The following is a 26,094-nucleotide window of genomic DNA, read 5'->3' as shown; positions in this document are numbered from 1 at the left end:
TATTGTCGTTAAAGGACAGGTGGTCATGTGTTTGAATTAATAAAAAGAAGTATACGTGATTATAAATTTTCCTATATGAAATATCTTTTCTTTGCCCTTTTGTATATGCTTGTTACAAGTTTTCTTTTCGTACCGCTCATTTCGTTTATTTTTAATCGAATGTTAAAGATCATTGGGACAGGTTCACTTTTAAATGCAGATGTATACAAACTTGGATTAAGCATACCTGGTTTAATTGGGATACTTGGAATCGGTTTTATTGCAGTGGTTATTTTATTAGTAAAGTTAGGTGTTATTTTAATTATTGCCCAGCAAAGGTATTTTTCCAGAAATATCCTTTTATCAGATGCGCTAGTAACAACAGTGATACAGTTACCTAAATTACTTGGCTTTGGTTTTTTTCAATATATTTTTCTAACATTATTTATTATCCCTTTTATTGATTTCTCTGTTTTTCCAGCTTTATTAGATTTTAATTTCACTATTTTTTTAACGAATCAAGTTTATGAATCGTCATATACTTTCATGTTTGCCCTTTTAGTATTACTTATCCTGGTGACGATCCTTTTCATAAGGTGGATATTTACTATTCACTATATTTTTATTGAGGAGAAATCAATTTTTGAGGCAATGAAATGGAGTTGGAAATTAACCAAAGGCAATAAACTACTGATTATTATTAACTTATGCTTCTTAAATGTTGTAATCAGTGTTGCCTGGTTTGTAACTGTTACTCTTTTTTCAATGCTGTCAACAATGAGTGATACGATTGTTAGTACAATGATTGAGGAATATCTTATAACGTTTTCTAGTTATTTTGCATTTCTCCTTTCTTTATTTTTAATACCAATTAACATCATTATCATTACGAGGCTTTTTTATACATTTCAGATCCAACAAGGGATCGTCATCGAAGATCAGTTAGTGATACATAGAAGTGATCAATTAACCAAACTTGAGAACAAATTGAGTGCATTTGTAACAAACCGAAAAACACTTTTTAATTTTGTAATTTTAATCATTGTCTTTCTATTGTTAATTGGAAACAGTTCATTAAATCAAAATATTGTTTATTTAAAATGGAATGTACAAGTAGCTGCTCATCGTGGTGATTTACATAGCGCGCCTGAAAACTCGATAAGCAGTATAAAAGCTGCACTCGAAAAAGGGGTTGATGCGGTTGAAATTGATGTGATGTTAACAAGTGACGGGGTAGTTGTTCTAAATCATGATCACACTCTGCAAAGAGTTGCCGGTGTTCCTGCTCGAGTGAGAGACATGACGTATAAGGAAGTGGCAAAACTTGATATTAGTTCTCCTTTTTCTGATGAATTTATTGGGGAATATATCCCGACATTGGAAGAGGTTCTAAATATCATTAAAGAAGAGAATGTCTTATTGATTGTAGACTTGAAACCCGTTGATGATCCAAATGGTGAACTTGCAATAAAAGTAGTCGATTTAATCGAGAAATATGAAATGGAAGAACATATATATATTCAAGCTTTTGAATATGATTTGCTGCAGGAGGTTCGAAAAAGAAATAATACGATTAAAATTGGGCAAATCTTATATCTATCAGCTGGGAATTTATCAGAGTTGGATGTAGACTTTTATACGATAAGGCAAACAATGCTTTCTGAACGTTTTATTAATAATGCACGAAAGCAAAATCGTGAGGTCTGGGTATGGACTGTTAATCTTGAACGAAATATTAAAGAAGTATTAAAGTATGATATTCACGGTATTATTTATTATTACTGACTATCCTGAAAAAGTTCAAAGTGTGATTGGTATCGATTTCACCCAACAATAAGTTGAAATAGAATATTTGTGAGTTTGGAAAGTTGGCCACCTCATATGAACAGATGAGGTGGTCTTGTCTTTTTCTGGTGTCAGTCACCAAAAAAAATGCATATAGGACGGCAATTGTTAATAGACTACTTATAGTAGGGTCTAAAATTTTCAGTGATCAATCCGACATCCTATAGTCAAAATCCAACACTCCTGTCAATTTTTTTGTTGGGACTTGCGATCCACTTTAAACAGGGGAGGGTGTATATGAGATTTACTGTACAGTATATACCTATAAGTGAAATCAAAGCCGATTCATCATTAAAGATAACGGATCATATTAAGAAACTTCAAGGTTTGATGTGGGACTGCATGAACATTTTGGTTGTTAAAAAAAACAGGAAAGATGGTAGCTATAGCATACTAAGCGGCCTCGAGCGATTTGAGTATCTTCGGAAATATACGAAACATGTTTATGCTCCGTGTATTGTTGATGATAGCTTTTCTACAGGGCTTAAATCGTGGCTAAACCGAATTCGCAATAAGCAGCCCCTTGATGATTTTCCGATGGCGCCAAAAAGCTGGTCAATCTTCCGTTCTTTTTTAAAAAAAGAACCTCGTTTTAAAAACTTATCTCGAGTACAACAATTAAAAGTTCTCATTCTTGCAATTCGATACAAGCGGACAGTGATATCATCAATGCAAACGATGGTAAATCAAATGATAAGAAATAAAAAGTAATAAAATTGGTGATTTTAATAAAAAAGTGCCTGTAAAAGGTACTTTTTTTATAATTTGGCACACCTTATAATTTAAAAGGTACACAAAAGATAAGTACCATTGGGAGGATATAGCAGCAATGACAAAGCATAAAGCATTATTTTTAGATTTAGATGGAACAATTATCTTGCCTGATGATACAATTCAGGAATCAACGAAAGAAGCGATTAAGCAAGTGCAACAGCAAGGGATAGAAGTATTTCTGGCAACAGGTCGCCCTATTCATGAAATAAAAGATATCGGTGAAGAATTACACGTTTATTCTTTTATAGGCTACAATGGTGCTTATGCAGTACATAAAGGGAATGATATTTTTATTGAACCGATGAAGCCTGAAATGATCCAATTCTTTTTAGATCTGGCAAATGAACAAGAAAACGAAATTGTCTTATATACAAACGACAAAAATGTATTTACTGCATTAAACTCTCAAATTACAGAAGGATTTATTAAAAAATTTCATCTGAAACAAAACGTGCATTTTAATTCGGTTTATATAAATCGTATTTTAGGTGTTACTCTTCTTAACCTTCGTAAGAATGAACCTGCTCTGTATGAAGAGTATGGGAATATTCACTTATCTCCAGTCAATGTAGATGGATTTCGTGATCATGCATTCGATGTTATTCGAGATAATATTAATAAAGGTTTTGCGGTTCAACAAGTATTAGATAAACTTGACATTTCTAAGGAGCAAGCGATAGCCTTTGGTGATGGAATTAATGACAAAGAGATGCTTGCTTCGGTTGGTGATGGATTTGCAATGGGGAATGCCAATCATTCTTTATTTGAATATGCAAAGCATAAAACAACCGACGTAACGAACTCTGGAGTTTTTGAAGGGTTAAAATCATTAGGACTGGTTAGGTAAGAAATACGACCAAGTTTATTTGTGAAAACCACCGCACATGGACAAATGCGGTGGTTTTGTCTTTTAACGGTGACAGACACCGAATTCCTTTGTTGCCTTGATCATTGTTTCAATAACGTTCAGTGGAACATCATAAGGAATCTCTGGGGCTTGTGAAGATAAGATATAGCCCGATTTTGCCGCTGCTTTTTCGATAGATTTACGTACTTCCAGTCTCATTTTTGTAGGATTCCAATAGAGCATTTCAATATTGTTCAAGTTACCCATTATCGCAATCTTTCCTTGTACTTTTTTCATGCAATTAGCTAAATCATCCTTATAATCTAATGTGACACAAACAGCACCTGTTGTTGCTACTAAATCGATAATCCCTTCAACACTACCAACAGCCTCATAAACAACGGGTACCGAGATTTCTTTAATTGTTTCTTTAATAATTGGCAAAGCATACTTTGCAAATAGTTCCCTTGAGATGACGGACTGTGAGGCCATTCCATCGGCAATAACGATAATATGTGCTCCTGCTTCAACTTGATGCTTAGCCCATGAAACAGCAAAATTTTTACATTTATGTAACAGCAAATCTAAGTATTTTTCCCTTGATTGCTCATCATCGAGCAGTAATTTCATCCACTCTCCTGTACCCATTAACATACTTGGTAAACTAAAAGGAGCAATAAGTGCTCCGATAACAGGTGTGTGGCTACCAACTTCTTTACTAAGGATCGATATCGCCTTTAAAGTCTCACGAGTTTCCAAAGAATTTGTTGGGTCTGGAACTTTTAAATCTTTAATTTCTGAAAATGTTCTAATTGCAATTTTCCCCATTGTTGGTGACCCATTTGGATAATAATTTAATGGAATCCCCCAGGGAACTAAATCTTCGACAACATGTGGAACCCCAATTACAGCATCATGCTCCCACATGTCTAGCAGTTTCATTTGCCCCTGTGCTAATAACTGTCCGCTTTTTTGATAGTCGGGTAATTGTTTCCCTAATACGATGGATCCGTGTGATAACGATAAGGGAATAACTGGTATACGGTCGATTTGTTGAAATGTTACAGCCCCTACAACTCGTTCGATAGAATTCATTGAAAATTACCCCTCTCTTTTTAGCAATCCAAGCATTTCTTTTGCAACACGCGTTGCTTCGATAGCATTATGTGCCATTTGGTCCGCACCAACTTCATCAGCCAATCGAGGTTCAAAATTAAAAGGGGCGCCACCGACAAGAATTTTTACATGGGATAATCCCTTTTTATTTAGAAGCTGCCGTAATTCTTTTACTTCTTTTGCAGTATGAATAATTAAGGCTGATACACAAACTAATCGTGCTCCCGACTTCTTTACCGTATCAACAAACTGTTCATTACTTACTGATAAGCCAAGATCAATTACATCAAAGCCGCCAAGCTTTAAAAATGTAACGACAATTTTCCGGCCTAACGCATGGTAATCACCAAATGCATTTCCGATTACAATCGTTTCTGTTTTTGTTACATTATTTGATGTGAGTAATGGTAATAAGAGATCTAAACTCTCCTCGATAATTCTTCCATTTAAATAAATTTCCGACAGGGGTACATCTCTTTCAATCTGCTCTTTCCCAATTTTCTCTACGGCAAATTCAACAATTTGGGTTAGAATAAGCTCAGGAGAAAAACCTAATTCATGTGCTTGGTGAATAATATTTATACATGTTGCGCGCTTTTCATTGCGAAAGTTTTTGTAGTACTCAAATTGTAAATCCCGGAAATCTCTTGCATCAATCGAATCTTGTTTTAGATTTAGAGATTGACTGATGGTTTGAATTAATGCTTCTGTTTGAGTGGCTTGCTTAGCCAAAGTCTTCTTTATATTTGAAATTGAAACTTTGTTATATTCCAGCATGCTTAACGCCTTACTTAATAAATCATAGGTCGTTTGTAAAAGTTCATCTAAAACAATTGATTCCGTTACAATGGTTTCAATTTCTGCTTTCATCATGTCGAATCCTGATTTACCATTATTTAAATCGTTAACAGATTCATTTAATGTTTCGTGTGTTTGAGAAAGCAGCTGGCTCATTTCGTTGGATTGTTGTGTAATTTGTTTGGTAGACCCCGACATTTCAGCCGCAGCATCTGCAGTTGTATCTGAGAGCTTTTGTACTTCTTTGGAAATGACTTTAAAAGTTAGTCCTTTATCTCCAATTCTGGATGCTTCAATATTCGAGTTAATCGATAGTACTCGGGTATGTCTAGCAATGTTTGTTAGAATGTCTAGTGCCTTTTGAAAGCCGCCAACTATTTCTTCGTTACTTTGTTTTATTTCTGTCATTCGTGTTGTAGCATGTTCAGATAAATCTTTTACTCGTAAGAGATTTTCAATATTGCGAAAAATTAAGTCTATTTGTTTCTCAATTTCTTGTTTTGTATCTTCAGCTAACAACGTAATTGACGTATCTTTTTTCATGTAGGACTGAACGATTTTTTTCCCTCTTTGTATATAATCAATTAGTGTATAGGATGTTGTTTCTAGATCCTCACAATAATTGATTTGGGATAGATGCACAGTTAGTTGGTCATTTAATTCTTTTAATACGAAATCTAATAATTGTGTATTCTCAACTGTGTTCAATGAAAAAACACCACCTTTACCATAATAATAGTACAAAAGTAGTGTCCTTTTTTTTAGTGAATATGGCACAAATCGTACAATTTATAAAAATAGTTAGATAGAAAAATAGGAATATCCTTTCTATCTGGTAAGTATCCTTCATTGACAGATTGCTAGTTTTTAATTTAAGATAAAGATTATAATACGATTAATCTCCTAAAGGGGAGTAGCTTTTACAGCAAAGTCGTCATTTCGGAGATTATACTCCCGGCTTTGTTGGCAACCACACGTTGTTAGCAAGACCTTTACCGGATATGGTAAAGGTCTTATTTGATTAACCTTTACCAAATATTGGTAAAGGTTTTTTTTGTTAGTAACTACATTCTATTAAAACCACTTATTGTCTTTCTTTCAATGAGTATCGTTATTCGAGAAGGAGGTTACTTATGAAATATTACAATTCATTAGCTCAGAGTGTTAAATATAGTACAGTAGGTTCAACTATACGACTGAATGAGAAAGGTGAAAAATTAGACCTCATTGGCAAGGGGAGGAGTGCTTTTGTGTTTCGGATTCGAGGAACGACTAAAGTGTTAAAAGTATTTTTTCCTTCTTATATTAATATCGCAAAAGAAGAGGCCGAAGTATATATAAGTTTAATTGATAACCCATATTTTCCGGTATTATACGAATACGGTCCAAATTATTTGGTGATAGATTATATTGAAGGAAACACTTTGTTTCATTGCCTTTTAAAGGGAGTTACCATTAAAAGTTACCACATAAGGGAGATAGATCATGCCCTGCAACTGGCAAGGGACAACGGTTTAAACCCTTCAGATATCCATTTGCGTAATATTATATTAACACCTGCCGGAAGTATTAAGATAATTGATGTTGCGCGTTTTAGGCAAAAGAAAATTTGTTCGCAATGGAATGATTTAAAGACGGTTTTTTATCGGTATTATAAGCATCAGTGGTTTCCTAAAAAGGTACCTGCTTTTTTGTTGAATCTAGCAGCCTTTCTATATAAGAAGAACGTTCTTCATCGCTTCCTATTTTATTGAAAACCAATATAGATATAGACTAAAAATGCAATGCAGAGGAGAGAATAAGTTGTTTAAATGGCGCAATGTTTATAATGGAATTTTAATGGGGATTAGTGATTTGATTCCGGGAGTTAGTGGAGGAACCATTGCTCTTATATTAGGAATTTATCAGTCATTTATTGCATCGATTAACGGGATTTTTACAAAAGAATGGAAAAAACATATCCCATTTCTCTTACCGCTAGGGATTGGAATTGTGATCACTTTAGTTTCCCTAAGTCGTGTAATTGAATGGATGCTAATCGAATATCATCAGCCTACCTATTTCTTTTTTCTTGGTCTAATTCTTGGAATTATTCCAATGCTTCTTAAAGATATTAATTATTCACAAAGCTTTGCGAAGTTTCATTACTTTCTTCTTGTTTTGGCGGCAATAGTCGTAGCTGCAACCGTATTTATAAAAGGGGATGATGTTACCGGAGTTATGAATGAACTGACATGGAACGAGTATATTTTATTATTTTTTGGAGGTTGGTTAGCTAGTTCAGCAATGATTTTACCTGGAATAAGCGGCTCATTTATGTTGCTATTGTTAGGAATATATCCGACTGTAATTAACGCCCTATCTACGATTAACATTCAAGTGCTTCTCATAGTAGGATCGGGAATTGTAATTGGATTAGTATTAACAAGTAGATTCATAACTTTTTTATTAAACCATTTTCGAGTGGGAACTTATGCTGTAATGATTGGTTTTATTGCTGGGTCGATGGTTGTTATTTTTCCTGGAATTGATTCAGACATCTCGTTATTGTTGGCAAGTGTACTTGCTGGTTTAGTAGGTTTTTGTAGTGCATATCTACTTAGTGCGATAGAAAAAAAATAAGGGGGATGTCATTATGAGACATCCCCTATTCCTACTAGTTATGATAGACTCCACTTGGAAGCTTTTTTGATTGAGTCGAATAGATTCGAAACAAAAGGAGGGCAATGATCGATAAGATAATTCCTGAAATATAGGGTAAGCCTACAGCAATGGTAAAGAGTACTCCGCCTAATGGCGGACCAATAATTCTTCCAAGTGAATCAAAGGAAGAAAGTAGCCCAGTCACACTGCCATGACCAGTAGTTGCTTTTTTTGTAATGAGTGAAGAAACACTCGGACGGATAAGGCCGTTACCAATCCCGAAAATGGTTAGATAAATAGCGGCAGTAGTAAAGTCTTCAGTAAGTAAAATCAGCCCGAATCCTATTGCTGATATGACAATTCCGATTTGAATGACTGTACCTTCGCCATATTTTTTTGTTAGTCTTCCAACTAACCCGCCTTGTACTAATGCTCCTGCAAATCCCATTATCATAAAGATATATCCTAACTCTACGGTGCCAAGGCCAGCTTTTTCGGCAGCGAAGTAAGCAAAAGTTGCTTCCAGTCCTGCCAATGATAGTGAGACAAATAATTGTAAAACATACAATATAGAAAGCGGGCGTTGCAACGCTTGGTGTAAGGAACTTTTTTTCTGTGCAGGTTCGATTCTTTTTTCGGGAGTTAAAGATTCTTTTAATAGAAACAGTACGAGAAAAAAGGTTAACAGAGATGTAAATCCAGCCATATAAAATGGCATATTTAAACTTATTTCTGAAAAAATACCACCAATAGCTGGTCCAAAAATAAATCCTAACCCAATTGAAGCACCAATGATCCCCATTCCTTTACCGCGGTTTTCCTCAGATGTTATATCAGCTACATAGGCCATAACCGTTGGCATATTCGCAGAAGATAAGAATCCTCCGATAATCCTTGCAGCAAAAAGCATCCAAAGCTGCGTAGATAAGGCAAATAAGAAAAAAGATAGCGAAAGACCAAAAATCCCAATCATCATTACTGGTTTTCTTCCGACTCGATCAGAAATTCTTCCCCACATAGGAGCAAAAAGAAACTGCATTAATGAATAGACAGCCATTAATAATCCTAATTGTGTCGGTGAAGCTCCTAATTCTTCGGCATAAAAGGGCAGTACCGGAATGATAATTCCAAAACCGACCATGACGAGAAACATAATTGCGAATAAAATAGGCAAAGCTTTTTTTGTTTCCAAGACGATATTCACTCCTGTTACGTACTAACTTTATTCATAAGGGAATTATACCACTAGCACACCTTCAGATAAAAATTTGGAGCATAGTGTGTATTAATTTGTAGTGACATAAATGAAGGATACATATATATTAATCCATATAGCCTATTTTTTACCTAAATGTGGAATTGTAAGGAGGAGAAACATTGAAGCGTGCATTAGTACTAGGGGCTTCGGGATCAATGGGAACGGCACTTACATTTGAACTGGCTAGTAGAGGAATAGAAGTTGTAGCATTTGCAAGAAATGAGCAGAAATTAGAGAATTTGTTTAGTGGAAACGAGCAAATACGAGTGTTTTCTGGTGATGTATTTCATGATGAAGATGTTCTAAATGCATCGAAGGAAACTGAAGTGATTTTTCACGCCGTAAATATTCCTTATCAGGAATGGGAGAAAAAACAGACAAAATTGTTAGCAAATATTTTAAAGGCAGCAAAAAGAAATCAAACAAAGCTAGCTTATGTTGATAATATTTATGCGTATGGAAGAAGTGATGGGAATAGAATATCGGAAGAGTTTCCAAAGAGCCCTCATACGAAAAAGGGAAAAATCCGATTACAACTTGAAAGAACTGCAAAAGAATCGAATGTACCTGTATTCATAGCACATTGTCCTGATTTCTATGGGCCACATATGGGTAATACGCTTTTAAATTTTACATTTCAAACAATCATCCAAAATAAAAGGTCGATGTTTGTTGGAGATCAAAGTATTCCTAGAGAGTACATATATACTCCCGATGGTGCAAAAGCAATCGTTGATTTAGCACTTTCAGAAAAATCGTATGGAGAAAATTGGAATATACCAGGTAGTGGGACAATTACAGGTGAGGAAATTATCCATATTGCAAGAGAATTTACTGGATATCGTAAAAAGGTGTCTTCAGTTAATAAAACAATGGTCCGTTTTATCGGTTTATTTGATGGAATGATGAGAGAATATGTTGAAATGTTTTATTTAAATGAGCAACCAGTGATCTTAAATGGAGAGAAGTATGAACGAGAAATAGGACCGTTACCACGGACTTCTTATAAAGAGGGGATAGAGCAAACGTTAGTTTTTTTGCAAAATGATAAAAGGTAACGTATTGAGACTTTATTTTCATCAACCGAGCGGCAAAAAACAAAGTGAAATATCGATCATTGTACAAAAAGAGGGCAGTTCATTATGAACTGCCTCTTTCAATCATTTATTGTGTTAATTCATGATTCGTTCAATGTCCTTACCGATACGCTCTAAATCTTTATTGGCATGATTACTTAATAGAATCAAGACATCTTTACTTCTTTCGTTACTTCTAATATAACTGGTAAAGCCAGTGGTTGAACCGGATAATTGAACTAGCTTTCCGTTATTTGAAGGAAATACGAGCCAACCATAGCCCCAAGAGCCATAATGTGGTGATAACATTTTATCTTTAGATCCTTTTTTCAGAATTTTGTCTGAATATAAGGCGTTTTGAAGTTTATATAAGTCTTCTACGGTGGAGTATAAACTTCCTGAACCAGCCCTTATTGAAAAATCACGATTTACGATTGTTAGTTGATCTTTTTCATAAGAGTAGCCAATAGCACGTTCCTGAATTGGAAGCGTATTAATATCAAATCCGGAATGATTCATTTCTGACGGAGAAAAAATATGATTGTTAACGTATGACGCATAATGTTCACCAGAAGTCCGTTCAATGATTTGACTTAGCAGGATATAACCAACATTGCTATATCTTTGATTACTGCCTGGCTCATGGATTAACTTTGTTTCAGCTAAGCTTGTCGTTAATTCCCATGGAAGTCCGGCAGTATGAGTTAATAATTGATGAATTGTCATTTGTTTTGCATAAGGTAATTCTGGTAAGTAATTATCAACCGTATCGGATAACTGTAGCAGCCCCTTTTCTTCAAGTTGTAAAATAGCTATTCCAGTGATTCCTTTCGTAATTGAAGCAATAGCAAAGGATGTTTCAGGACGGTTCTGTCGTTTTGTCTGTTCGTCTGCATACCCATATCCTTGGTTTAGTATAACTGTTCCTTCTTTGGCAAGGAAAGCCGTTCCGTTAAAACGCTTTGCCTGTTGTAATCTTATTAAGTAGTCGGTTGCTAATTGCTGCTTTTTAATGTCACCATCTTCAGCTTCTTCATTAGAACTATAGGCTACTTGCGTATTAAGTAATAATATTTCATTTGGAACGGCCAGCCAAATAACTTTATATCCAAGTCGTTCAGTAATTTCACGCAATGGCACCATTGTCCTGCCGTTAATTAAGATTGGTTTAGCATTAAACTGAACAATGTTATCGTTATACTTATAAGATACTTTGTTAAGTGTAATCGCTAGTTTATCACTGTCTTTTGAACAGGAAGCGGTTTGGTTTTTTTGATCCCATTGAAGTTTAAAATTTAAAGAAGTACAAAAACTTCGTAACTCTAAATATGTAGTACCGGATCTTATGATCGGGTGAACATCAAAAGAGAGTTGTTTCTCTTCCAAAAAAACAGCGGGAGTGGTATTTGCTAAAGTTAAATTTCCATTACATAAGAAAACGATTAAAATCACACAAAGTGACATGACTTTTTTCAATTAATTCACCTCTTCGTTCAGAACATCAACTAAACTGATCATATGTTAACAGGAAGGTACTGTCAATGCATATTTTGGTTAAATATAGCAGAATAAGTCGATGTATTTAGGGCGAATAAATTAATTGTGAGAGAAGCGCATATACCTTATTCTCTTCTAAAATTACCCATCACTTCCAACGTTTCGCTCACACTGACAAATGCATTTGGATCAATTTGTTTTATTAAAGGTCTTACAACCGCTAATTCATAACGGGAGATAACTGTATAGAGGATTTCAAGTTTTGACTTTGAATATGCCCCTTCACCATTAATAACCGTTATTCCGCGATATAATTTAGAAAGCATTTCATGTTTGAGCTCTTCACCGCATCTTGTTACAACCATAAGTGTAAGCTTAATATGGCGAGTATGAATTCGATCGATAACAATGCCAGTAACATAAATTGAAGCCATTGTATATAATGCCAAGTCCCATGCAAAGACAAATCCTGAAACAAATACAACGATACTGTTTAATGCGAAAATGAGCCCGCCTAAAGGAATGTCTCGTTTTTTTGTTAATAAAAGACCAATGATATCAAAACCACCGGTAGAACCATAAAATCGAATAATCACTCCTATTGCAATTCCGGCAATCACTCCACCAAAGATTGATGATAAGAGGGCATCATTCGTGATTTGAACAACTGGAATATACAGCATAGAAATCGATGTAACTAACACCGAGAAGAAGCTGTTTGCAATAAATGTCTTCCCCAGTTTTAACCATCCAAGGATAAGAATAGGGATATTTAAAATAATGATCCAAATTCCTGTATTAATAGGTGAGAGCAGACCTAATATCATTGCTACTCCAGTTACCCCACCAGTAAGAACTTCATGCGGAAGAAGAAACATATTAAATGCAAATCCCAGCACAATGGAAGAGAAAAAGATTACTACTATTCGATAAAAATTATTCATCATCTGACACTCCATTCTATAAATGACAATCCTTTAGCATAATGAAGAGGTAATAAATTTGAAAGATGAGCAAGTAGTCACTTTTATTTTTTACAAAACGGATCAAAATAACAAAAAAACGTTATAACTGAAGTCATAACGTTCCTCTTTGATAAAATCCTTTATTAATTAAAAACGATGTTGTGGATAAGTTGTTTGTTTAGTGATGGATTGCAGTTCTTCATATTGTTCATCTGTTAGTTGATTTGTTGAAACTGCACCTATATTTTCTCTTACTTGTTCAATTGAACTTGCTCCAGGAATAACAGTAGCAACAGTAGAGTGATATAGTGGATAACGCAAAGCGATACTATTCATTGTTTGCGATGATGTTAAGAGTTCCTTTATTTTTGTGTTGATTTTTATAAGCTCACTAAAGGTATAATCAAGATATCCATGTTCTCTTACTTTTTCAGTTATTTTATCTTTACTATTTTGTGTAAGTAGCCCTTTTGCTAATGGTCCACGTGCAATAACACTGATATTGTTTTCCATTAAAAGTGGAAAAAGTTCTTCGGGTCGGCGGTCAAGTAAACTATATTGCATCATGACGCTAACAATGTTTGATTTTTTACAATACTCATTAATAACATTTGGACGAATGGATGAAATCCCATAATAACGAATAAGTCCCTCTTTTTTCAACTCTTCGAATGCCAAAATCGTTTCATCAATCGGGTCTTCGATCGTCCCTCCATGCAATTGATATAAGTCAATATAGTCAGTGCGCAATCGACGAAGACTTTCTTTTACCTGTTCTTTTATGTAGTGACGGGAAGGATCCCACACCCAGCCTTCTTTTGAATCATTCCAACGGTTTCCGACCTTTGTTGCAAGGATAACATCGTCACGACGGTGGTTGATTGCTTTGCCAACAATTTCTTCATTAAATCCGTATTCATAAAGATCCGCCGTATCTAAGAAATTAATACCTAAATGTAATGCTTCATCAATGATATCAGCTGCTTTTTTTTCACTGGTTCCAAGCGACATACAGCCAAGGCCGATTTCACTAACATACAAGTCGGAATTTCCTAATTGATTTTTTTTCAAACAGAATCCCCCCAAAAGTGGTATAGCTACGATAATAAATCCAACAGTTAGAATTTTAACATGTTTTGCTTTCTGCAAACAATTGAAAGGAATGGTACATTTTCTAAAAATCATCGATGATATTTATGATAAAATGACTCTGATTTTATATTGAGGAGTAGTAGAATGATATTTGCTAAAGAAAACAATCCAAAATTTCGAACGAAAAAACCGATGTTTAAGCAGCTTACATTTCTGATGAGAATGATATTCTTAATATGTGCTCTTATCATGATGATTGTCATTTTCCTGGGAGTGTATTTTATTAAAGAATATTCGAGTACAGTTGAAGAACAAATCGGTATACGTGCTTTAGCTGTTGCTCAAACTGTTTCAGAAATTCCTAGTATTAGAGATGCGTTTTATTCTGAAGATCCTATTAGTATCATTCAGCCTATTGTTGAAGAAATACGTGTGAAAACTAATTCTGAATTTATTGTTGTAGGAAATAAAGAAGGGATACGTTATTCTCATCCTCTTTCTGAACGACTCGGGCAACAGATGGTAGGGAATGATAATGAACCAGCATTAATGTATGGAGAGTCCTATGTCTCAAAAGCCGTCGGCTCACTTGGGCCTTCAGTTCGAGGTAAAGTACCTATTTATTCAGATGATGGGGAAATTATCGGTATTGTTTCTGTTGGATTATTAATTGATGATATTGATTTTGTCATTTTGCATTATGTGAAAGAAGTTTGGTTTTTAGTTGTTACTTTTATTGTTATTGGCATCGTCGGTGCAATATTAATTTCATTTCATGTGAAAAAATCAATTCTAGGATTAGAGCCTGAAGAAATTGGACAACTTTTCCAGGAAAGAGAAGCGATATTCCAATCGATTCATGAAGGAATTATTGCTATAAATAGGATGGGTGAAGTAACGATGTACAATCATGCTGCAAAAAATATCTTATATTTAGAGGATAAGGATATTGCTGGAAAACATGTAAAGGAGTTTTTACCTAATACAACACTACCTGATGTTCTGGAAACAGGGAGAAGTCAATATAACCAGGAAGTGTGGCATGGGAATGCTCGTTTTGTCGTTAATCGTGTACCTATTTATTACGACAATCAAGTAGTCGGTGCTGTTTCTACTTTTCGCAGTACTGCTGAGATTGAACGATTGGCAGAAGAACTTTCTAAAGTAAAGCAATATTCTGAAGCGTTGAGAGTTCAAACGCATGAGTTTTCAAATAAATTAAATACAATTTCCGGCCTCCTTCAGTTGCAGAAAACGTCAGAAGCGATTGAATTCATTATGAAAGAAAGCAGGGCTCAACAAGGGTGGATTCACTTTCTGATTGAGAGAGTCTCAAATCCTTTTATTAGTGCAGTATTATTGGGGAAATTAAATAGAGGCCATGAATTAGGTGTAACCATGTCAATTGACGAAGATAGTCAATTAACGGATCCTCTATCAGAGAAACAAAGAGAAGGGTTAATTACTATATTAGGTAATTTATTAGAAAATGCGTATGATGCTGTTATAGAGAATACAGGAAAGTCGAAGAAGGAAATAAAGATCTTTTTTACTGATATAGGTGATGAGTTTATTTTTGAAATAGAAGATAGTGGGAAAGGGATACCAAATGAGCATCTTGAGTCAATCTTTGAGGAAGGTTTCTCAACAAAGAAAGGTAAACATCGTGGAATTGGTCTTTCACTCATACAGCAAATAATTAAAGATTTGGATGGGTGTTTAACTTTAGAGGAAAGTGATCTTGGAGGGACTTGTTTTATTGTAAGTATTCCTAAGCTGGTTGAAGGGGGAGAGAAGAATGGTTCAACAGATGGTTAATGTTCTTATTGTTGAAGATGATTTTCGAGTAGCAAACATTAATAAACAATTTATAAATAAAGTTGACGGGTTTAATGTTATTGGTATAACAAGCACGGGGGAAGAAACGTTAGAATTTTTAAAGAGTAATGCCGAGTTACCAGATTTGCTTTTATTAGATGTTTATATCCCTGATGTAACAGGCCTTGATTTATTATGGAATATTCGCCGATTATATCGATCAATGGACATCATTATGGTAACAGCTGCTAAAGAAGTTGAGACAATTGAGGAGGCTCTTCGCGGAGGAATTACTGATTATATTATCAAACCGGTTGATTTTGAGAGACTAAGACTGACGCTTGAGCGATATAGAGAAAGCAGGATGTTATTACGAACGAAGCAGGAAATAAGTCAGTCTGAAGTCGATAGAATAAGAGGGGGCGTTTCAACTACTCATTCTACATTAGAATATGGAGAGCTTCCAAAGGGGATTGACCGTCTCACTTTGGACAAGGTGATCACAATTCTAAAAAAAAATAACGAGCAGGGTTTTACTGCCGTAGAGATGAGTAAGCATATTGGTGCAAGTCGTTCAACTGCACGGCGATATCTTGAATATTTAGTGTCAACCGGCCAGGTAAAAGCAGAGCTAATTTATGGTGATGTTGGGAGACCTGAAAGACGTTATGTATTTGCGTGAACAAAATGAACAAAATGTGCGTTAATAAATAAAAGTAGATTTATTCTCATAATGTTTTCTCATTCCATATTTGGTGTTATCTTTTGAATGAATAAGGACCATACTGATAAAAGTAAATGTTGTATCGTACTAAGAAATCAGAATTACACTGTTTCCCATTTTAATAATTTACTTAAAAAGGAATGATGAATCATGTTATCTGAGAGTGTAGAAAAGCCAGTGAATGAGAGAGCAAAAGGGTATATTGTAAATGAATTGTTAGAAACGAGAGAACTTGAAGGGAATCATAATTTTCATATCGTTTATGAAAAAATAGAAAAGAGAGAAATGCTCGTTGAAGACGCACTCCATACTGCTACGAATTTAGAGAAAAAAACAGATGAATTTATTAAGTTGGTCCAATATGAGGATGATTTGTGCTCAATTAAATGTATCAAAACATATCAGTTAGGAACATCCAAACAATCGATCAATGACATTGTATCAGAATTAAAACGCGATTATAATTTTTAGCTACCAAGGGGCTGTCACTTATTAGACAGTCCTTTTTATTTAGTGGACGTAGTTAACGAATGAGCAAAATGGACAAAATCCGTTTTTTGGACAATATTCGATTTATTTTCATAACCTTTATTCTTTTCTCCCTGGTATGTTAAATTTCTAAATATATTAGAAAACTTCGAAAAAGAGAAACAATTCATTGATTGAAAGCGCTTTACAATATTATCCGATTTTTCTTGAAAATCATTTTTTTCGAAGTTTGACGTGTGATAAGGAAGGGGAGAAAATTATGCTTAGCATCATAGGATTTGCTACAATTTTAACGATTGTTATTTTACTTCTGAAGGGGAAAATCTCTCCAATTATTGGTTTAGTTCTTGTGCCAATTATTGGTGCATTAATTGCCGGTTTTGGAATAACAGACATTGGTGGTTTCTTTAGTGAAGGAATTGATAAAGTAATTAACGTAGTCATTATGTTCATTTTTGCGATTCTCTTTTTTGGTATTATGCAAGATGCTGGATTATTTGATCCAATTATTAACAAAATGATTGCGATTTCAAGAGGGAATATTATCGCTGTAGCGGTTGGAACTGTATTAATCGCAGCGATTGCTCATTTAGATGGATCAGGAGCATCAACGTTTTTGATTACTATACCAGCATTATTACCTCTATATCAGCGTTTAAAGATGAGTCCGTATTTACTTCTTTTATTAGTAGGGACGAGTGCTAGTATATTAAATATGCTCCCTTGGGCAGGACCACTTGGGCGTACGGCGGCAGTATTAGGGCTTGATCCAACTGAGTTATGGAGACCATTAATTCCATTACAAGTAATTGGTCTCGTCCTACTCGTTGGCATGGCCATCATCCTAGGATTACGTGAAAAACGCCGGATTGCCCAACGTTCTGAAATTGAATCAGGATATTTAGAAGCAGCAGCTGCACAGGCAATAACAACAGATGAAAATATTGACACAAAGAAACAAGAAAAGGAAAATTCTTTAGCTCGTCCAAAACTATTGTGGATCAATCTGTTGTTAACGTTAGCCTTAATTGGAATGTTAGTTTGGGGAATTGTCCCTGCTGGATTTGTATTTATGATTGCTTTAAGTATTGCCCTGCCATTAAATTATCCAAAAGTAGAAGATCAAATGGCTCGTATTAAAACACACGCTCCAAATGCATTATTGATGGCAAGTATTATTCTTGCTGCAGGATCTTTTTTAGGTATATTAGGCGGAACAGGAATGCTAGATTCATTGGCTACAGATCTAGTGAAGATATTACCTGCTTTTATCGTTCCTTACTTACACCTTATTATTGGCGTATTTGGTGTGCCATTTGAACTAATCTTAAATACAGATGCTTATTATTTTGCTTTATTACCGATTGTTGAACAAGTAGTTACTGGTTTTGGAGTTGAATCCACTTCGGCAGCTTATGCGATGATTATTGGTAATATTATTGGTACATTTGTAAGTCCGTTCTCACCAGCCCTTTGGTTGGCGCTAGGCTTGGCAGGTCTTGAAATGGGGAAACATATTCGTTACTCGCTTTTCTGGGTATGGGGATTCAGCCTTGTGCTTATGGCTGTAGCTATTTTGATAGGTATTATTTCACTTTAAAGAGAATATATCTAGTTTCTCCTTTGTTATAGGCAGAGGAGAAACTTTTTCGTTTTATTACACTTTCTTATAGAATATATAGGTAAATTTAAAAGGTCTCTTACCGTAGAACCATCTTTTAAATATGATAGAATAGTGGATAAATAATGAAGAGGTGCGTAAAATGAGAAAATTTGAAATGGGCAATGGGATACGATGTTGAACTTTATTGTCTTTCTTGCAGTTGGCTTTACAGGGGGATATATTGGTCATAAGTTGAAGCTTCCTGTTGGAGCAATGTTAGGAGCAATGTTTGCTGTAGCCATTGTAAAATCATTAGGTTTTATAACATTTCAAAGTGGAACGGGTTTGATTTTTTTCCTTCAAGTTTGTTTGGGAGCAATGTTGGGGGTTACTTTCCTCAATTTTAAAAAGGAGTATGTAAAAAAAGTATCACTCGCTCTTTTTTTTATACTATTTGGTCTGGTAGTTATGATTTTTTTCATTGTTCTCCTATTAGCTCTAGTGACAGATTTGAGTTTGCCAATAACGATTTTATCTTCATCACCTGGTGCTATTTATGAAATGGCCATGTTGGCAAAAATGCTTGAAGAAGATGCACCCGCAGTTGTGTTTTTACATTTGGCAAGGGTAGTCATCATCATGACTCTTTTCCCGCTTGTGCTTCATTTTATAATTAGATTTCTAGCAAAACGAAAAAGGAATGAAAAAGCATCATGAAACAATGGCTCATGCTAAGTTGTTTAGCTATTACCGGGGGTATTTTTGGATTTTGGGCAGGGGTCCCCGTAGGTGCATTATTAGGTGCGCTGGTATTTGTGGCAGGCTATCAAGTGTGGACAAAAAAGCTGCCGATAATTCCAGCGAATATGAAAAGAGTGGTTCAAGTAGTGTTAGGGGCCAATATTGGTCTTTCTTTTTCTACTGATACGATTGAAATCATGAAAAGTATATGGATTCCTGCATTAATCATACCACTTCTTCAATTAACATTTGCTATCGGGATAGGTTTTTTTCTAATACGTTTTTTAAAGTTTGACCCTGCTACGGCATTTTGTGCTTCAGTACCAGCAGGAATGAGTGAAATCGCATTTTTGGCTGAAACATACCAAGCTAAATTACCATTAGTAGTAACGATTCATATTTGTCGGGTTTTCTTTCTCGTTATTACAATTCCTTTTGTTGTTTTTCTTCTATGGTAAGTTATCTAGTAATTTGAATGATAATAATCAGGGAATTGCCCTGATCCTTGACTGAAAGGGTATCCGTGATGCATGTAAAGTTCATTATGCTTTTTTTGTTGAGATTTTGTCTTATTAGAGACGTGTTGTTGCGCATTATTCTTAGTAGGATGTAAGCTTTGACTAAAATGCCCTTTGTGTCCAGGATGGCTAATCGGATGTGGATAATATGAATGACCATAAAAAGAAGTATGGTTGTACCATAACGGTTGATGACTGTAGTAAGGCCCATAATGATAATGAATGAATTGGTTTATTCCGTGAAATGGTTGAAAAAACATTGTATCATCCTTTCTTGGAAAGATAAGATATTGTATTTGCTTATTAGAAATAATGAGCCTTTCCATTTTAAAAAATAGGCAGCAGATATATGACAATTTATTCTCGAATATTGGAAACCATCGCATAACAGAAAATGCGTTGGTTTCTTTTTATTTTAAAGTTTAATTTTCTATTGCCCAAGTTTTCTATGGATATCACTTAGAGTGCATTCTTTGAATACTGTAATAGCAATAGATGAGTTTAATGGGGGGGAAGTCATGATTAGAAAAGCAAGCATGGGGGAAATTTCAGTTATCAAAAGTTATGAAACATATGTTCAAAATGAAGCGACTGTTGGTTATGTTAATGAAACAAACCGGTTAGAGGGGATGACTACGCATACGCCCGAAAGTGACTATTATGTTTATATTATTAATGGGTTTATAGTTGGCTGGATACTCCTTGATAAGATCGTTGGTCCCTATACGAATGAACGGTCTGGAATCATATTGGAGCTTTTTGTAGTTCCTCAATATCGGCAAGATGGGATTGGGAAAAAGTTGATGAATTTTTCTGTTGATCATTTTAAGTCATTAGGTCTAAGAAAAGTTCAATTAAATGTTTTTGCGGGAAATGAAGCAAAAGGTTTATATGAGAAACTGGGGTTTACTGATGTTGCTACGTTAATGGAAAAGATAATATAGGGGTGCATGTCACTGAATGTACACTCAAAATTAATGATATTGCTCTATTATAGATACACTAAGATTGATCTTGATCTAATTGTAACGACAAACAAAATGTACAAAAGGAGCAATTATGATGTCAGAAAAACTACAGTATATATTTAAAGAGGTACAGGAGGATATTTATCAAATTGAAACACATGCTCCTGGTCCCTCGGGTTCTCTTCCATTAACAGAGGACATGCTCCTAGGTTCACCGAGTGGAGATTTATTTGGAATGACGCAAAATGTTGGTATGGGATGGAAACCAACAGAACTGAATGGGAAGCAGTTTTTAATATTGAGTACACAAGGGGGAATTCGTGCCGAAGATGGTACACCCATTGCTTTAGGATATCATACGGGACATTGGGAAGTTGGTCTTTTGATGCGGGCGGCAGCGGAGGAAATTAAAGAAAAAGGTGGAGTTCCATTTGCTGGATTTGTGAGTGATCCATGTGACGGGAGATCACAAGGAACGACTGGAATGTTTGATTCCTTTCCATACCGCAACGATGCAGCAATTGTGTTTCGACGACTTATACGCTCCCTTCCAACAAGGAAGGGGGTAATTGGTGTGGCAACATGTGATAAAGGATTACCAGCTACAATGATTGCTCTAGCGGCAATTCATGATCTCCCAACCATCATTGTACCAGGTGGGGTAACACTTCCACCAACAGAAGGGGAAGATGCAGGGAAAATTCAAACCATTGGTGCCCGTTTTGCCCATGGAGAGTTATCGCTTCAGGATGCAGCTGATCTAGGGTGCCGTGCATGTGGGACACCTGGTGGAGGATGTCAATTCCTAGGTACAGCAGCCACCTCGCAAGTTGTAGCTGAAGCACTGGGATTGTCAATTCCGCATTCAGCACTTACTCCTTCTGGTTCATCGATTTGGGAGGAGATGGCTCGGCAATCAGCACGGGCAACAATTAAAATGGAAGAATCGGGGATTAAAACGAAGGACATTATTACAGACGATGCCATTCATAATGCAATGGTCTTACACGCTGCTTTTGGTGGTTCAACAAATCTGTTACTCCATATTCCAGCCATTGCTCACGCCGCGCAATGTACAATTCCAACAGTAGATGACTGGACTCAAGTTAATCGTGAAGTACCTCGAATTGTGAGTGTTCTGCCAAATGGACCAACACATCATCCTACTGTTCGTGCTTTTTTAGCTGGAGGGGTTCCAGAAGCGATGCTCTATTTACGTAAACTTGGTGTATTAAACGAACATGTCCTTACAGTTACTGGTGAAACATTAGGGTCAATCTTGGACTGGTGGGAAGGTTCTGAAAGAAGATATAGAATAAAAAAACGACTCAAAGAGGCAGATGGTATTGATCCGGAGGATGTGATTATGAGTCCTGAATTGGCAAAAAGCCGTGGTATGACTTCAACAGTAACATTCCCAATAGGCAATATTGCCCCAGAAGGATCTGTCATTAAATCCACTGCAATTGACCCGTCAGTTGTTGATGATGACGGTGTGTATCGTCACACTGGGACGGTTAAAGTTTTTACGTCCGAGAAGGATGCGATAAAAGCAATAAAAGGTGGCGAAATTGAAAAAGGAGATATTATGGCCGTTATTGGCAGGGGACCATCCGGAACAGGAATGGAGGAAACGTATCAGTTAACTTCTGCATTAAAACACATTTCATATGGAAAATATGTATCGCTAATTACCGATGCACGTTTTTCCGGTGTGTCAACAGGCGCGTGTATTGGCCATATTGGTCCTGAAGCACTTGCAGGCGGCCCACTGGGGAAACTTCGTACTGGAGATATTGTAGAGATAATTATTGACCGTAATGAGCTTAACGGAACAATTAATTTTATAGGAGAAGGCAATGACAAATTTAGCCCGGAAGCAGGAGCAAAAATACTTTCTGAGCGAAAAACACATCCAGAATTAAGGCCCGATCCGGACTTGCCGGAGGATACGAGATTATGGGCTGCTTTGCAAGCTGTGAGTGGGGGGACCTGGCGAGGAAGTGTGTATGATGTCGATAAGATTATTGAGGTATTAGAAGCGGGAGTTGAGGTGTTGAAGCAAAAGAGAAATCAATAAATGTTTTGTCAAAATTAGCAAGGGGGATGACTAATCCTCTTGCTAATTGCAGAATTTGTGTAGATCAAAAAATCATTTAACTTCACTTGGTTTCCATTCTTCTTTCTTATGTACACTACGTGCATCACCAGAAGGTTGAGCTTGTTTTTTGATGAAAAAAGATAAGAAAACACCAATACCTGATAAAATTGTTGCGACAATAAAAGCGTGATTGACACCATCTATCATTCCCTGAGTAGTTGGCCCAGTTGCTGTTGCGGTCATGATTGTAACTAATAGTGCAGTTCCAATTGCTCCTGCTATTTGCCGCATCGTATTGTTCATGGCCGTTCCATGAGCGATTAACTGCCGAGGTAACACATTTAATCCAGCTGTAGTTACCGGCATCATAACCATTGCAACACCTAGCATTCTTAGCGCATATACGACTGTTAAAAAGGTAAATGATGTTGAAGCTGTAAGGTCGGTAAACAAAAAGGTTGAGACTGTAATTATGCTTAAACCGATAATTGAAAGCCATCTCGCTCCAACTTTATCAAAAATCTTTCCGGTAACGGGTGACATGAGCCCCATAATCATTGCACCAGGAAGAAGCATTAAGCCAGATTCAAAAGCTGTAAAATCATGCATCATTTGTGTGTAGATAGGTAATAGAGTTGCCGCACCGATGAGAGATGCAAAAACAACCATCCCAATCACAGTCGTTAGTGTAAAGACCGGGTTTTTAAACACTCTAAATTCAAGGATGGGCTGTTCAAGTTTTAATTGTCTTGTGATAAACCAAACGAGAGAAACTAAGCCAACAAGTGATGTAAGAACAACTTCATAGCTGCTCCAGCCAACATTCCCTGCAATACTAAATCCATACAATAGCCCACCAAAGCCTAACGTCGAAAAAATAATAGAGGGAATATCTAGTTTAGGAAATGTTTGGTCAGTGACGTTTTTTAACACGTAATAGGCTAATACCAAATCCAATACGACAATCGGGAGAACAACATAAAATAAACTCCGCCATGGCAAATGATCGACAAGCCATCCTGATAAAGCAGGTCCGATTGCAGGTGCAAATGCAATAACGAGTCCAAACATTCCCATTGCCGCACCGCGCTTTTCAATTGGATAGATAACAAATAAAATGGTTTGCATTAGTGGCATTATTATTCCTGCCCCAGAGCCTTGAATCACTCTTCCAAGCATTAAGGTAGCAAAATTTGGAGCAATTGCACAGAGCAAAGTTCCAAATGAAAAGAGACCGACGGCAGTTAAAAATAACGATCTTGTTGTGAATCTGCCTATTAAAAAAGCAGTTATAGGTATCATCACACCATTCACGAGCATAAATACACTTGTTAACCATTGTGCAGTATTTGCATTAATTTCCAGATCAACCATAATATGAGGTAACGCTGTAGCTAAAAGCGTTTGATTTAATATAGCTGCAAAGGCTCCAATCATTAAAACAGTAACGAGAATTTTTCCGTTTTTACTTTCTGCAGGCTCAACATGGTGGTCCACATTATCATTCCTTCAATATATACTTTATTATTTTTTGCAAGGTAATAAATTTAAGTTTACCATAAATAAGGAAAAAATTCAGACCATATGCTTAGGTGAAAACAATTGTGAAGAAGTTCGTCTTGAACAAAGATGGGAGATTAGAAAGAGCTGGATCTAAAAATAAAGGCAACGTACCGTTTTACAAAAACTGATGAATGCTTATAAATAAGCAAAGTGACAGACACCGCCCATTAAGATGCGGTGTATTGTCATTAACAATCTATAAATTACAGCAAACTTTCTGGATCAATCGCTTTCTTATTTTCTTCTGTAAGTAACCCTTTGTCTTGGAGAATTTGTTGGATTGTCTTATTTTGTTCATCAGCTTCTTTTCCAATTTGTGAAGCAAGATCATACCCTAGGCTTGGACTTAATCCTGTTACTAGAGAGAGGCTGGAATTCATCCAGTTTTTACAGATGTTTTCATTAGCCTGAATTCCGCTAATACATTTAATGACTAGTGTTGGTATCGCATTTGAGAGTAAATCAATCGAATCAAGTAATAGATGAGCAATGATTGGCATCATGACATTGATTTCTAGCTGGCCAGCCATACCTGCAGTAGCCATTGCTGTTTCATTACCGATAACTTGACAGCAAACCATATGAGTCATTTCTAATATTGCAGGATTTACTTTCCCAGGCATAATTGTTGAACCAGGTTGGACAGAAGGGAGAGTGATTTCTGCTAATCCTGTTCTTGGTCCGGAACTTAGTAACCGTAGATCACTCGTAATTTTAATTAAATGTACTGCAAGCTCTTTAAGTGCAAGCATCATACGTATTGAAGCATTTCTGTTTTGCATAAATGTAAACATGCTTGCGGGTAGCCGAAAAGGTAACTTCGTACGCTGAGATATTTCAGCAATGACCTTTTGCGGGTAATCAGGATGTGTATTGATCAATGTACCGATTGCATTTCCTCCCAAACCAATTTCATAAAATGAATCCAGGGATTTCTCTATCTCAAAATATAATTCTTGAATTGTACCTGCAAATCCGGAGAACTCCTGGCCTAACCGGATTGGAACAGCATCGTGTAAATGGGTTCGTCCTGTTTTAAGTATGGTCATAAATTCGTCCGATTTTTTTTGAAGTTCTTGCTGCAGTTGTAATAACGCTGGAAGTAGTTTTTCGACGAGATTTTCAGCTGCAGCAATATGTAGTGCAGATGGGAAGGTGTCATTTGTTGATTGTCCCATATTCACGTGATCATGAGGATGAACCCGATAGGATTGCAGGGAGCCAGTTAATATTTCTGACGCACGATTAGCAATTACTTCATTGATATTCATATTTTGTGACGTTCCTGCGCCTGCTTGATATACATCGACGACAAAATGAACATCCCATTTTCCGTTGATCACTTCCTCGGAAGCCTCAACGATTGCTTTGCCAATATCGTTAGGTAGCACCCCTAAGTTCATGTTTGTAATGGCTGCTGCGGATTTAATAATTCCTTGTGCTTTAATAAAGGACCTCGGTAAGCGTCTTCCACTAATTTGAAAGTTATTAACTGCCCGCTGCGTTTCAGGTCCATAATATGCTGTTGCTGGTACCATGACTATTCCTAAAGTATCTTTTTCTTTTCGAAATTGTTCTGAGGATAACATATATTTCTCCTTAGTTTGTATAAATAGGGGAGTCGCTTCAACTTCCTTTGATGTTATTGTTTTCTGTTGTTTTTAAACGTATACACTCAC

The 26,094-nt window shown here is 36.0% G+C and carries 23 protein-coding genes; 14 read left to right on the top strand and 9 right to left on the bottom strand.

Translation table 11 applies throughout. The annotated features are described in order from the left end of the window. Nucleotides 1-27 precede the first annotated feature (27 nt). From ACJ2A9_RS10670 to ACJ2A9_RS10660, 3 genes are all read left to right on the top strand, one after another. On the top strand, nt 28-1,764 hold the full coding sequence (locus ACJ2A9_RS10670; protein ID WP_441421634.1) for a glycerophosphodiester phosphodiesterase family protein: 1,737 nt from the start codon (nt 28-30) through the stop codon (nt 1,762-1,764). Between the two features lie 297 nt (nt 1,765-2,061). Next, the gene (locus tag ACJ2A9_RS10665; RefSeq protein WP_441421633.1) at nt 2,062-2,535 is read left to right on the top strand and encodes a hypothetical protein; all 474 of its coding nucleotides are present in this window, start codon (nt 2,062-2,064) and stop codon (nt 2,533-2,535) included. A 118-nt stretch (nt 2,536-2,653) separates the two neighbouring features. Further along, nucleotides 2,654-3,445 (top strand): HAD family hydrolase, encoded by a 792-nt coding sequence (locus ACJ2A9_RS10660; protein WP_441421632.1) that lies wholly within the window; start codon nt 2,654-2,656, stop codon nt 3,443-3,445. A 63-nt stretch (nt 3,446-3,508) separates the two neighbouring features. Here ACJ2A9_RS10660 and ACJ2A9_RS10655 read toward each other — a convergent pair whose 3' ends face one another. Then, nucleotides 3,509-4,540: a uroporphyrinogen decarboxylase family protein gene (locus tag ACJ2A9_RS10655; protein WP_441421631.1), complete on the bottom strand. Its 1,032-nt coding sequence runs from the start codon at nt 4,538-4,540 to the stop codon at nt 3,509-3,511. Nucleotides 4,541-4,546: 6 nt separating this feature from the next. Next, nucleotides 4,547-6,067 (bottom strand): cobalamin-dependent protein, encoded by a 1,521-nt coding sequence (locus ACJ2A9_RS10650; RefSeq protein ID WP_441421630.1) that lies wholly within the window; start codon nt 6,065-6,067, stop codon nt 4,547-4,549. A 425-nt stretch (nt 6,068-6,492) separates the two neighbouring features. Here ACJ2A9_RS10650 and ACJ2A9_RS10645 point away from each other — a divergent pair, with 425 nt between their 5' ends. Next, a complete protein-coding gene (locus ACJ2A9_RS10645) occupies nt 6,493-7,113 on the top strand; it encodes a protein kinase family protein (protein WP_441421629.1) in 621 nt (206 codons plus the stop codon). A 49-nt stretch (nt 7,114-7,162) separates the two neighbouring features. Then, entirely contained in the window at nt 7,163-7,981 is an 819-nt protein-coding gene (locus ACJ2A9_RS10640; protein WP_441421628.1) for a DUF368 domain-containing protein, read from the top strand. 34 nt (nt 7,982-8,015) lie between these two features. Here the strand turns inward: ACJ2A9_RS10640 and ACJ2A9_RS10635 are convergent, their stop codons facing one another. Further along, nucleotides 8,016-9,194 carry an MFS transporter gene (locus ACJ2A9_RS10635; protein WP_441421627.1) on the bottom strand — a complete coding sequence of 393 codons (1,179 nt, stop codon included), beginning with the start codon at nt 9,192-9,194 and terminating at the stop codon, nt 8,016-8,018. A 185-nt stretch (nt 9,195-9,379) separates the two neighbouring features. On the opposite strand from ACJ2A9_RS10635, the gene ACJ2A9_RS10630 reads away from it, so the two are divergent. Beyond that, a complete protein-coding gene (locus tag ACJ2A9_RS10630) occupies nt 9,380-10,318 on the top strand; it encodes an SDR family NAD(P)-dependent oxidoreductase (protein WP_441421626.1) in 939 nt (312 codons plus the stop codon). 114 nt (nt 10,319-10,432) lie between these two features. On the opposite strand, the gene ACJ2A9_RS10625 is transcribed toward ACJ2A9_RS10630, so the two are convergent. From ACJ2A9_RS10625 to ACJ2A9_RS10615, 3 genes are all read right to left on the bottom strand, one after another. Beyond that, on the bottom strand, nt 10,433-11,812 hold the full coding sequence (locus ACJ2A9_RS10625; protein WP_441421625.1) for a serine hydrolase: 1,380 nt from the start codon (nt 11,810-11,812) through the stop codon (nt 10,433-10,435). Between the two features lie 146 nt (nt 11,813-11,958). Continuing rightward, entirely contained in the window at nt 11,959-12,777 is an 819-nt protein-coding gene (locus ACJ2A9_RS10620) for a YitT family protein (RefSeq protein WP_441421624.1), read from the bottom strand. Nucleotides 12,778-12,945: 168 nt separating this feature from the next. After that, on the bottom strand, nt 12,946-13,869 hold the full coding sequence (locus tag ACJ2A9_RS10615; protein WP_441421623.1) for an aldo/keto reductase: 924 nt from the start codon (nt 13,867-13,869) through the stop codon (nt 12,946-12,948). Nucleotides 13,870-14,034: 165 nt separating this feature from the next. Here ACJ2A9_RS10615 and ACJ2A9_RS10610 point away from each other — a divergent pair, with 165 nt between their 5' ends. The 6 genes from ACJ2A9_RS10610 to ACJ2A9_RS10585 all read left to right on the top strand — a co-directional run bounded on the left by ACJ2A9_RS10610 (nt 14,035) and on the right by ACJ2A9_RS10585 (nt 19,723). Beyond that, nucleotides 14,035-15,708, top strand: coding sequence for an ATP-binding protein (locus ACJ2A9_RS10610; RefSeq protein WP_441421622.1), 1,674 nt, complete (start codon nt 14,035-14,037; stop codon nt 15,706-15,708). Beyond that, complete coding sequence (locus tag ACJ2A9_RS10605) at nt 15,689-16,390, top strand: response regulator (RefSeq protein WP_441421621.1); 702 nt, start codon at nt 15,689-15,691, stop codon at nt 16,388-16,390. The genes ACJ2A9_RS10610 and ACJ2A9_RS10605 overlap by 20 nt, the downstream gene beginning before the upstream one ends. A gap of 192 nt (nt 16,391-16,582) precedes the next feature. Then, on the top strand, nt 16,583-16,903 hold the full coding sequence (locus tag ACJ2A9_RS10600; protein WP_441421620.1) for a hypothetical protein: 321 nt from the start codon (nt 16,583-16,585) through the stop codon (nt 16,901-16,903). A 277-nt stretch (nt 16,904-17,180) separates the two neighbouring features. Further along, nucleotides 17,181-18,521 carry a CitMHS family transporter gene (locus ACJ2A9_RS10595; protein WP_441421619.1) on the top strand — a complete coding sequence of 447 codons (1,341 nt, stop codon included), beginning with the start codon at nt 17,181-17,183 and terminating at the stop codon, nt 18,519-18,521. 198 nt (nt 18,522-18,719) lie between these two features. Further along, nucleotides 18,720-19,241, top strand: coding sequence for an AbrB family transcriptional regulator (locus ACJ2A9_RS10590; protein WP_441421618.1), 522 nt, complete (start codon nt 18,720-18,722; stop codon nt 19,239-19,241). Next, nucleotides 19,238-19,723, top strand: a complete 486-nt coding sequence (locus ACJ2A9_RS10585) for an AbrB family transcriptional regulator (RefSeq protein WP_441421617.1) — start codon at nt 19,238-19,240, stop codon at nt 19,721-19,723. The genes ACJ2A9_RS10590 and ACJ2A9_RS10585 overlap by 4 nt, the downstream gene beginning before the upstream one ends. A 5-nt stretch (nt 19,724-19,728) precedes the next feature. Here ACJ2A9_RS10585 and ACJ2A9_RS10580 read toward each other — a convergent pair whose 3' ends face one another. After that, on the bottom strand, nt 19,729-20,043 hold the full coding sequence (locus ACJ2A9_RS10580) for a hypothetical protein (RefSeq protein WP_441421616.1): 315 nt from the start codon (nt 20,041-20,043) through the stop codon (nt 19,729-19,731). Nucleotides 20,044-20,301: 258 nt separating this feature from the next. Here ACJ2A9_RS10580 and ACJ2A9_RS10575 point away from each other — a divergent pair, with 258 nt between their 5' ends. After that, nucleotides 20,302-20,727, top strand: a complete 426-nt coding sequence (locus tag ACJ2A9_RS10575; RefSeq protein ID WP_441421615.1) for a GNAT family N-acetyltransferase — start codon at nt 20,302-20,304, stop codon at nt 20,725-20,727. Between the two features lie 118 nt (nt 20,728-20,845). Beyond that, a complete protein-coding gene (locus ACJ2A9_RS10570) occupies nt 20,846-22,831 on the top strand; it encodes a YjhG/YagF family D-xylonate dehydratase (RefSeq protein ID WP_441421614.1) in 1,986 nt (661 codons plus the stop codon). A gap of 72 nt (nt 22,832-22,903) precedes the next feature. Here ACJ2A9_RS10570 and ACJ2A9_RS10565 read toward each other — a convergent pair whose 3' ends face one another. Together ACJ2A9_RS10565 and ACJ2A9_RS10560 are read right to left on the bottom strand one after the other, a co-directional pair. Continuing rightward, nucleotides 22,904-24,349 (bottom strand): MDR family MFS transporter, encoded by a 1,446-nt coding sequence (locus ACJ2A9_RS10565; RefSeq protein ID WP_441421613.1) that lies wholly within the window; start codon nt 24,347-24,349, stop codon nt 22,904-22,906. A gap of 269 nt (nt 24,350-24,618) precedes the next feature. Next, the gene (locus ACJ2A9_RS10560) at nt 24,619-26,004 is read right to left on the bottom strand and encodes a class II fumarate hydratase (protein ID WP_441421612.1); all 1,386 of its coding nucleotides are present in this window, start codon (nt 26,002-26,004) and stop codon (nt 24,619-24,621) included. Nucleotides 26,005-26,094: the final 90 nt, after the last annotated feature.

Source organism: Anaerobacillus sp. MEB173 (genome assembly GCF_052119505.1).
GTDB lineage: Bacteria > Bacillota > Bacilli > Bacillales > JBJMAU01 > JBJMAU01.
The sequence above is the reverse complement of the archived record's forward strand: the minus strand, read 5'-3'. Positions and strand labels throughout refer to the sequence as shown.

Bases quoted from the DNA above. Each gene is read 5' to 3' on its own strand.
- ACJ2A9_RS10575 (WP_441421615.1), top strand. From the start codon at position 20,302: ATGATTAGAAAAGCAAGCATGGGGGAAATTTCAGTTATCAAAAGTTAT.
- ACJ2A9_RS10560 (WP_441421612.1), bottom strand. From the start codon at position 26,004: ATGTTATCCTCAGAACAATTTCGAAAAGAAAAAGATACTTTAGGAATA.
- ACJ2A9_RS10585 (WP_441421617.1), top strand. From the start codon at position 19,238: ATGAAACAATGGCTCATGCTAAGTTGTTTAGCTATTACCGGGGGTATT.
- ACJ2A9_RS10605 (WP_441421621.1), top strand. From the start codon at position 15,689: ATGGTTCAACAGATGGTTAATGTTCTTATTGTTGAAGATGATTTTCGA.
- ACJ2A9_RS10655 (WP_441421631.1), bottom strand. From the start codon at position 4,540: ATGAATTCTATCGAACGAGTTGTAGGGGCTGTAACATTTCAACAAATC.
- ACJ2A9_RS10600 (WP_441421620.1), top strand. From the start codon at position 16,583: ATGTTATCTGAGAGTGTAGAAAAGCCAGTGAATGAGAGAGCAAAAGGG.
- ACJ2A9_RS10595 (WP_441421619.1), top strand. From the start codon at position 17,181: ATGCTTAGCATCATAGGATTTGCTACAATTTTAACGATTGTTATTTTA.
- ACJ2A9_RS10610 (WP_441421622.1), top strand. From the start codon at position 14,035: ATGATATTTGCTAAAGAAAACAATCCAAAATTTCGAACGAAAAAACCG.
- ACJ2A9_RS10665 (WP_441421633.1), top strand. From the start codon at position 2,062: ATGAGATTTACTGTACAGTATATACCTATAAGTGAAATCAAAGCCGAT.
- ACJ2A9_RS10645 (WP_441421629.1), top strand. From the start codon at position 6,493: ATGAAATATTACAATTCATTAGCTCAGAGTGTTAAATATAGTACAGTA.
- ACJ2A9_RS10580 (WP_441421616.1), bottom strand. From the start codon at position 20,043: ATGTTTTTTCAACCATTTCACGGAATAAACCAATTCATTCATTATCAT.
- ACJ2A9_RS10660 (WP_441421632.1), top strand. From the start codon at position 2,654: ATGACAAAGCATAAAGCATTATTTTTAGATTTAGATGGAACAATTATC.
- ACJ2A9_RS10570 (WP_441421614.1), top strand. From the start codon at position 20,846: ATGTCAGAAAAACTACAGTATATATTTAAAGAGGTACAGGAGGATATT.
- ACJ2A9_RS10620 (WP_441421624.1), bottom strand. From the start codon at position 12,777: ATGAATAATTTTTATCGAATAGTAGTAATCTTTTTCTCTTCCATTGTG.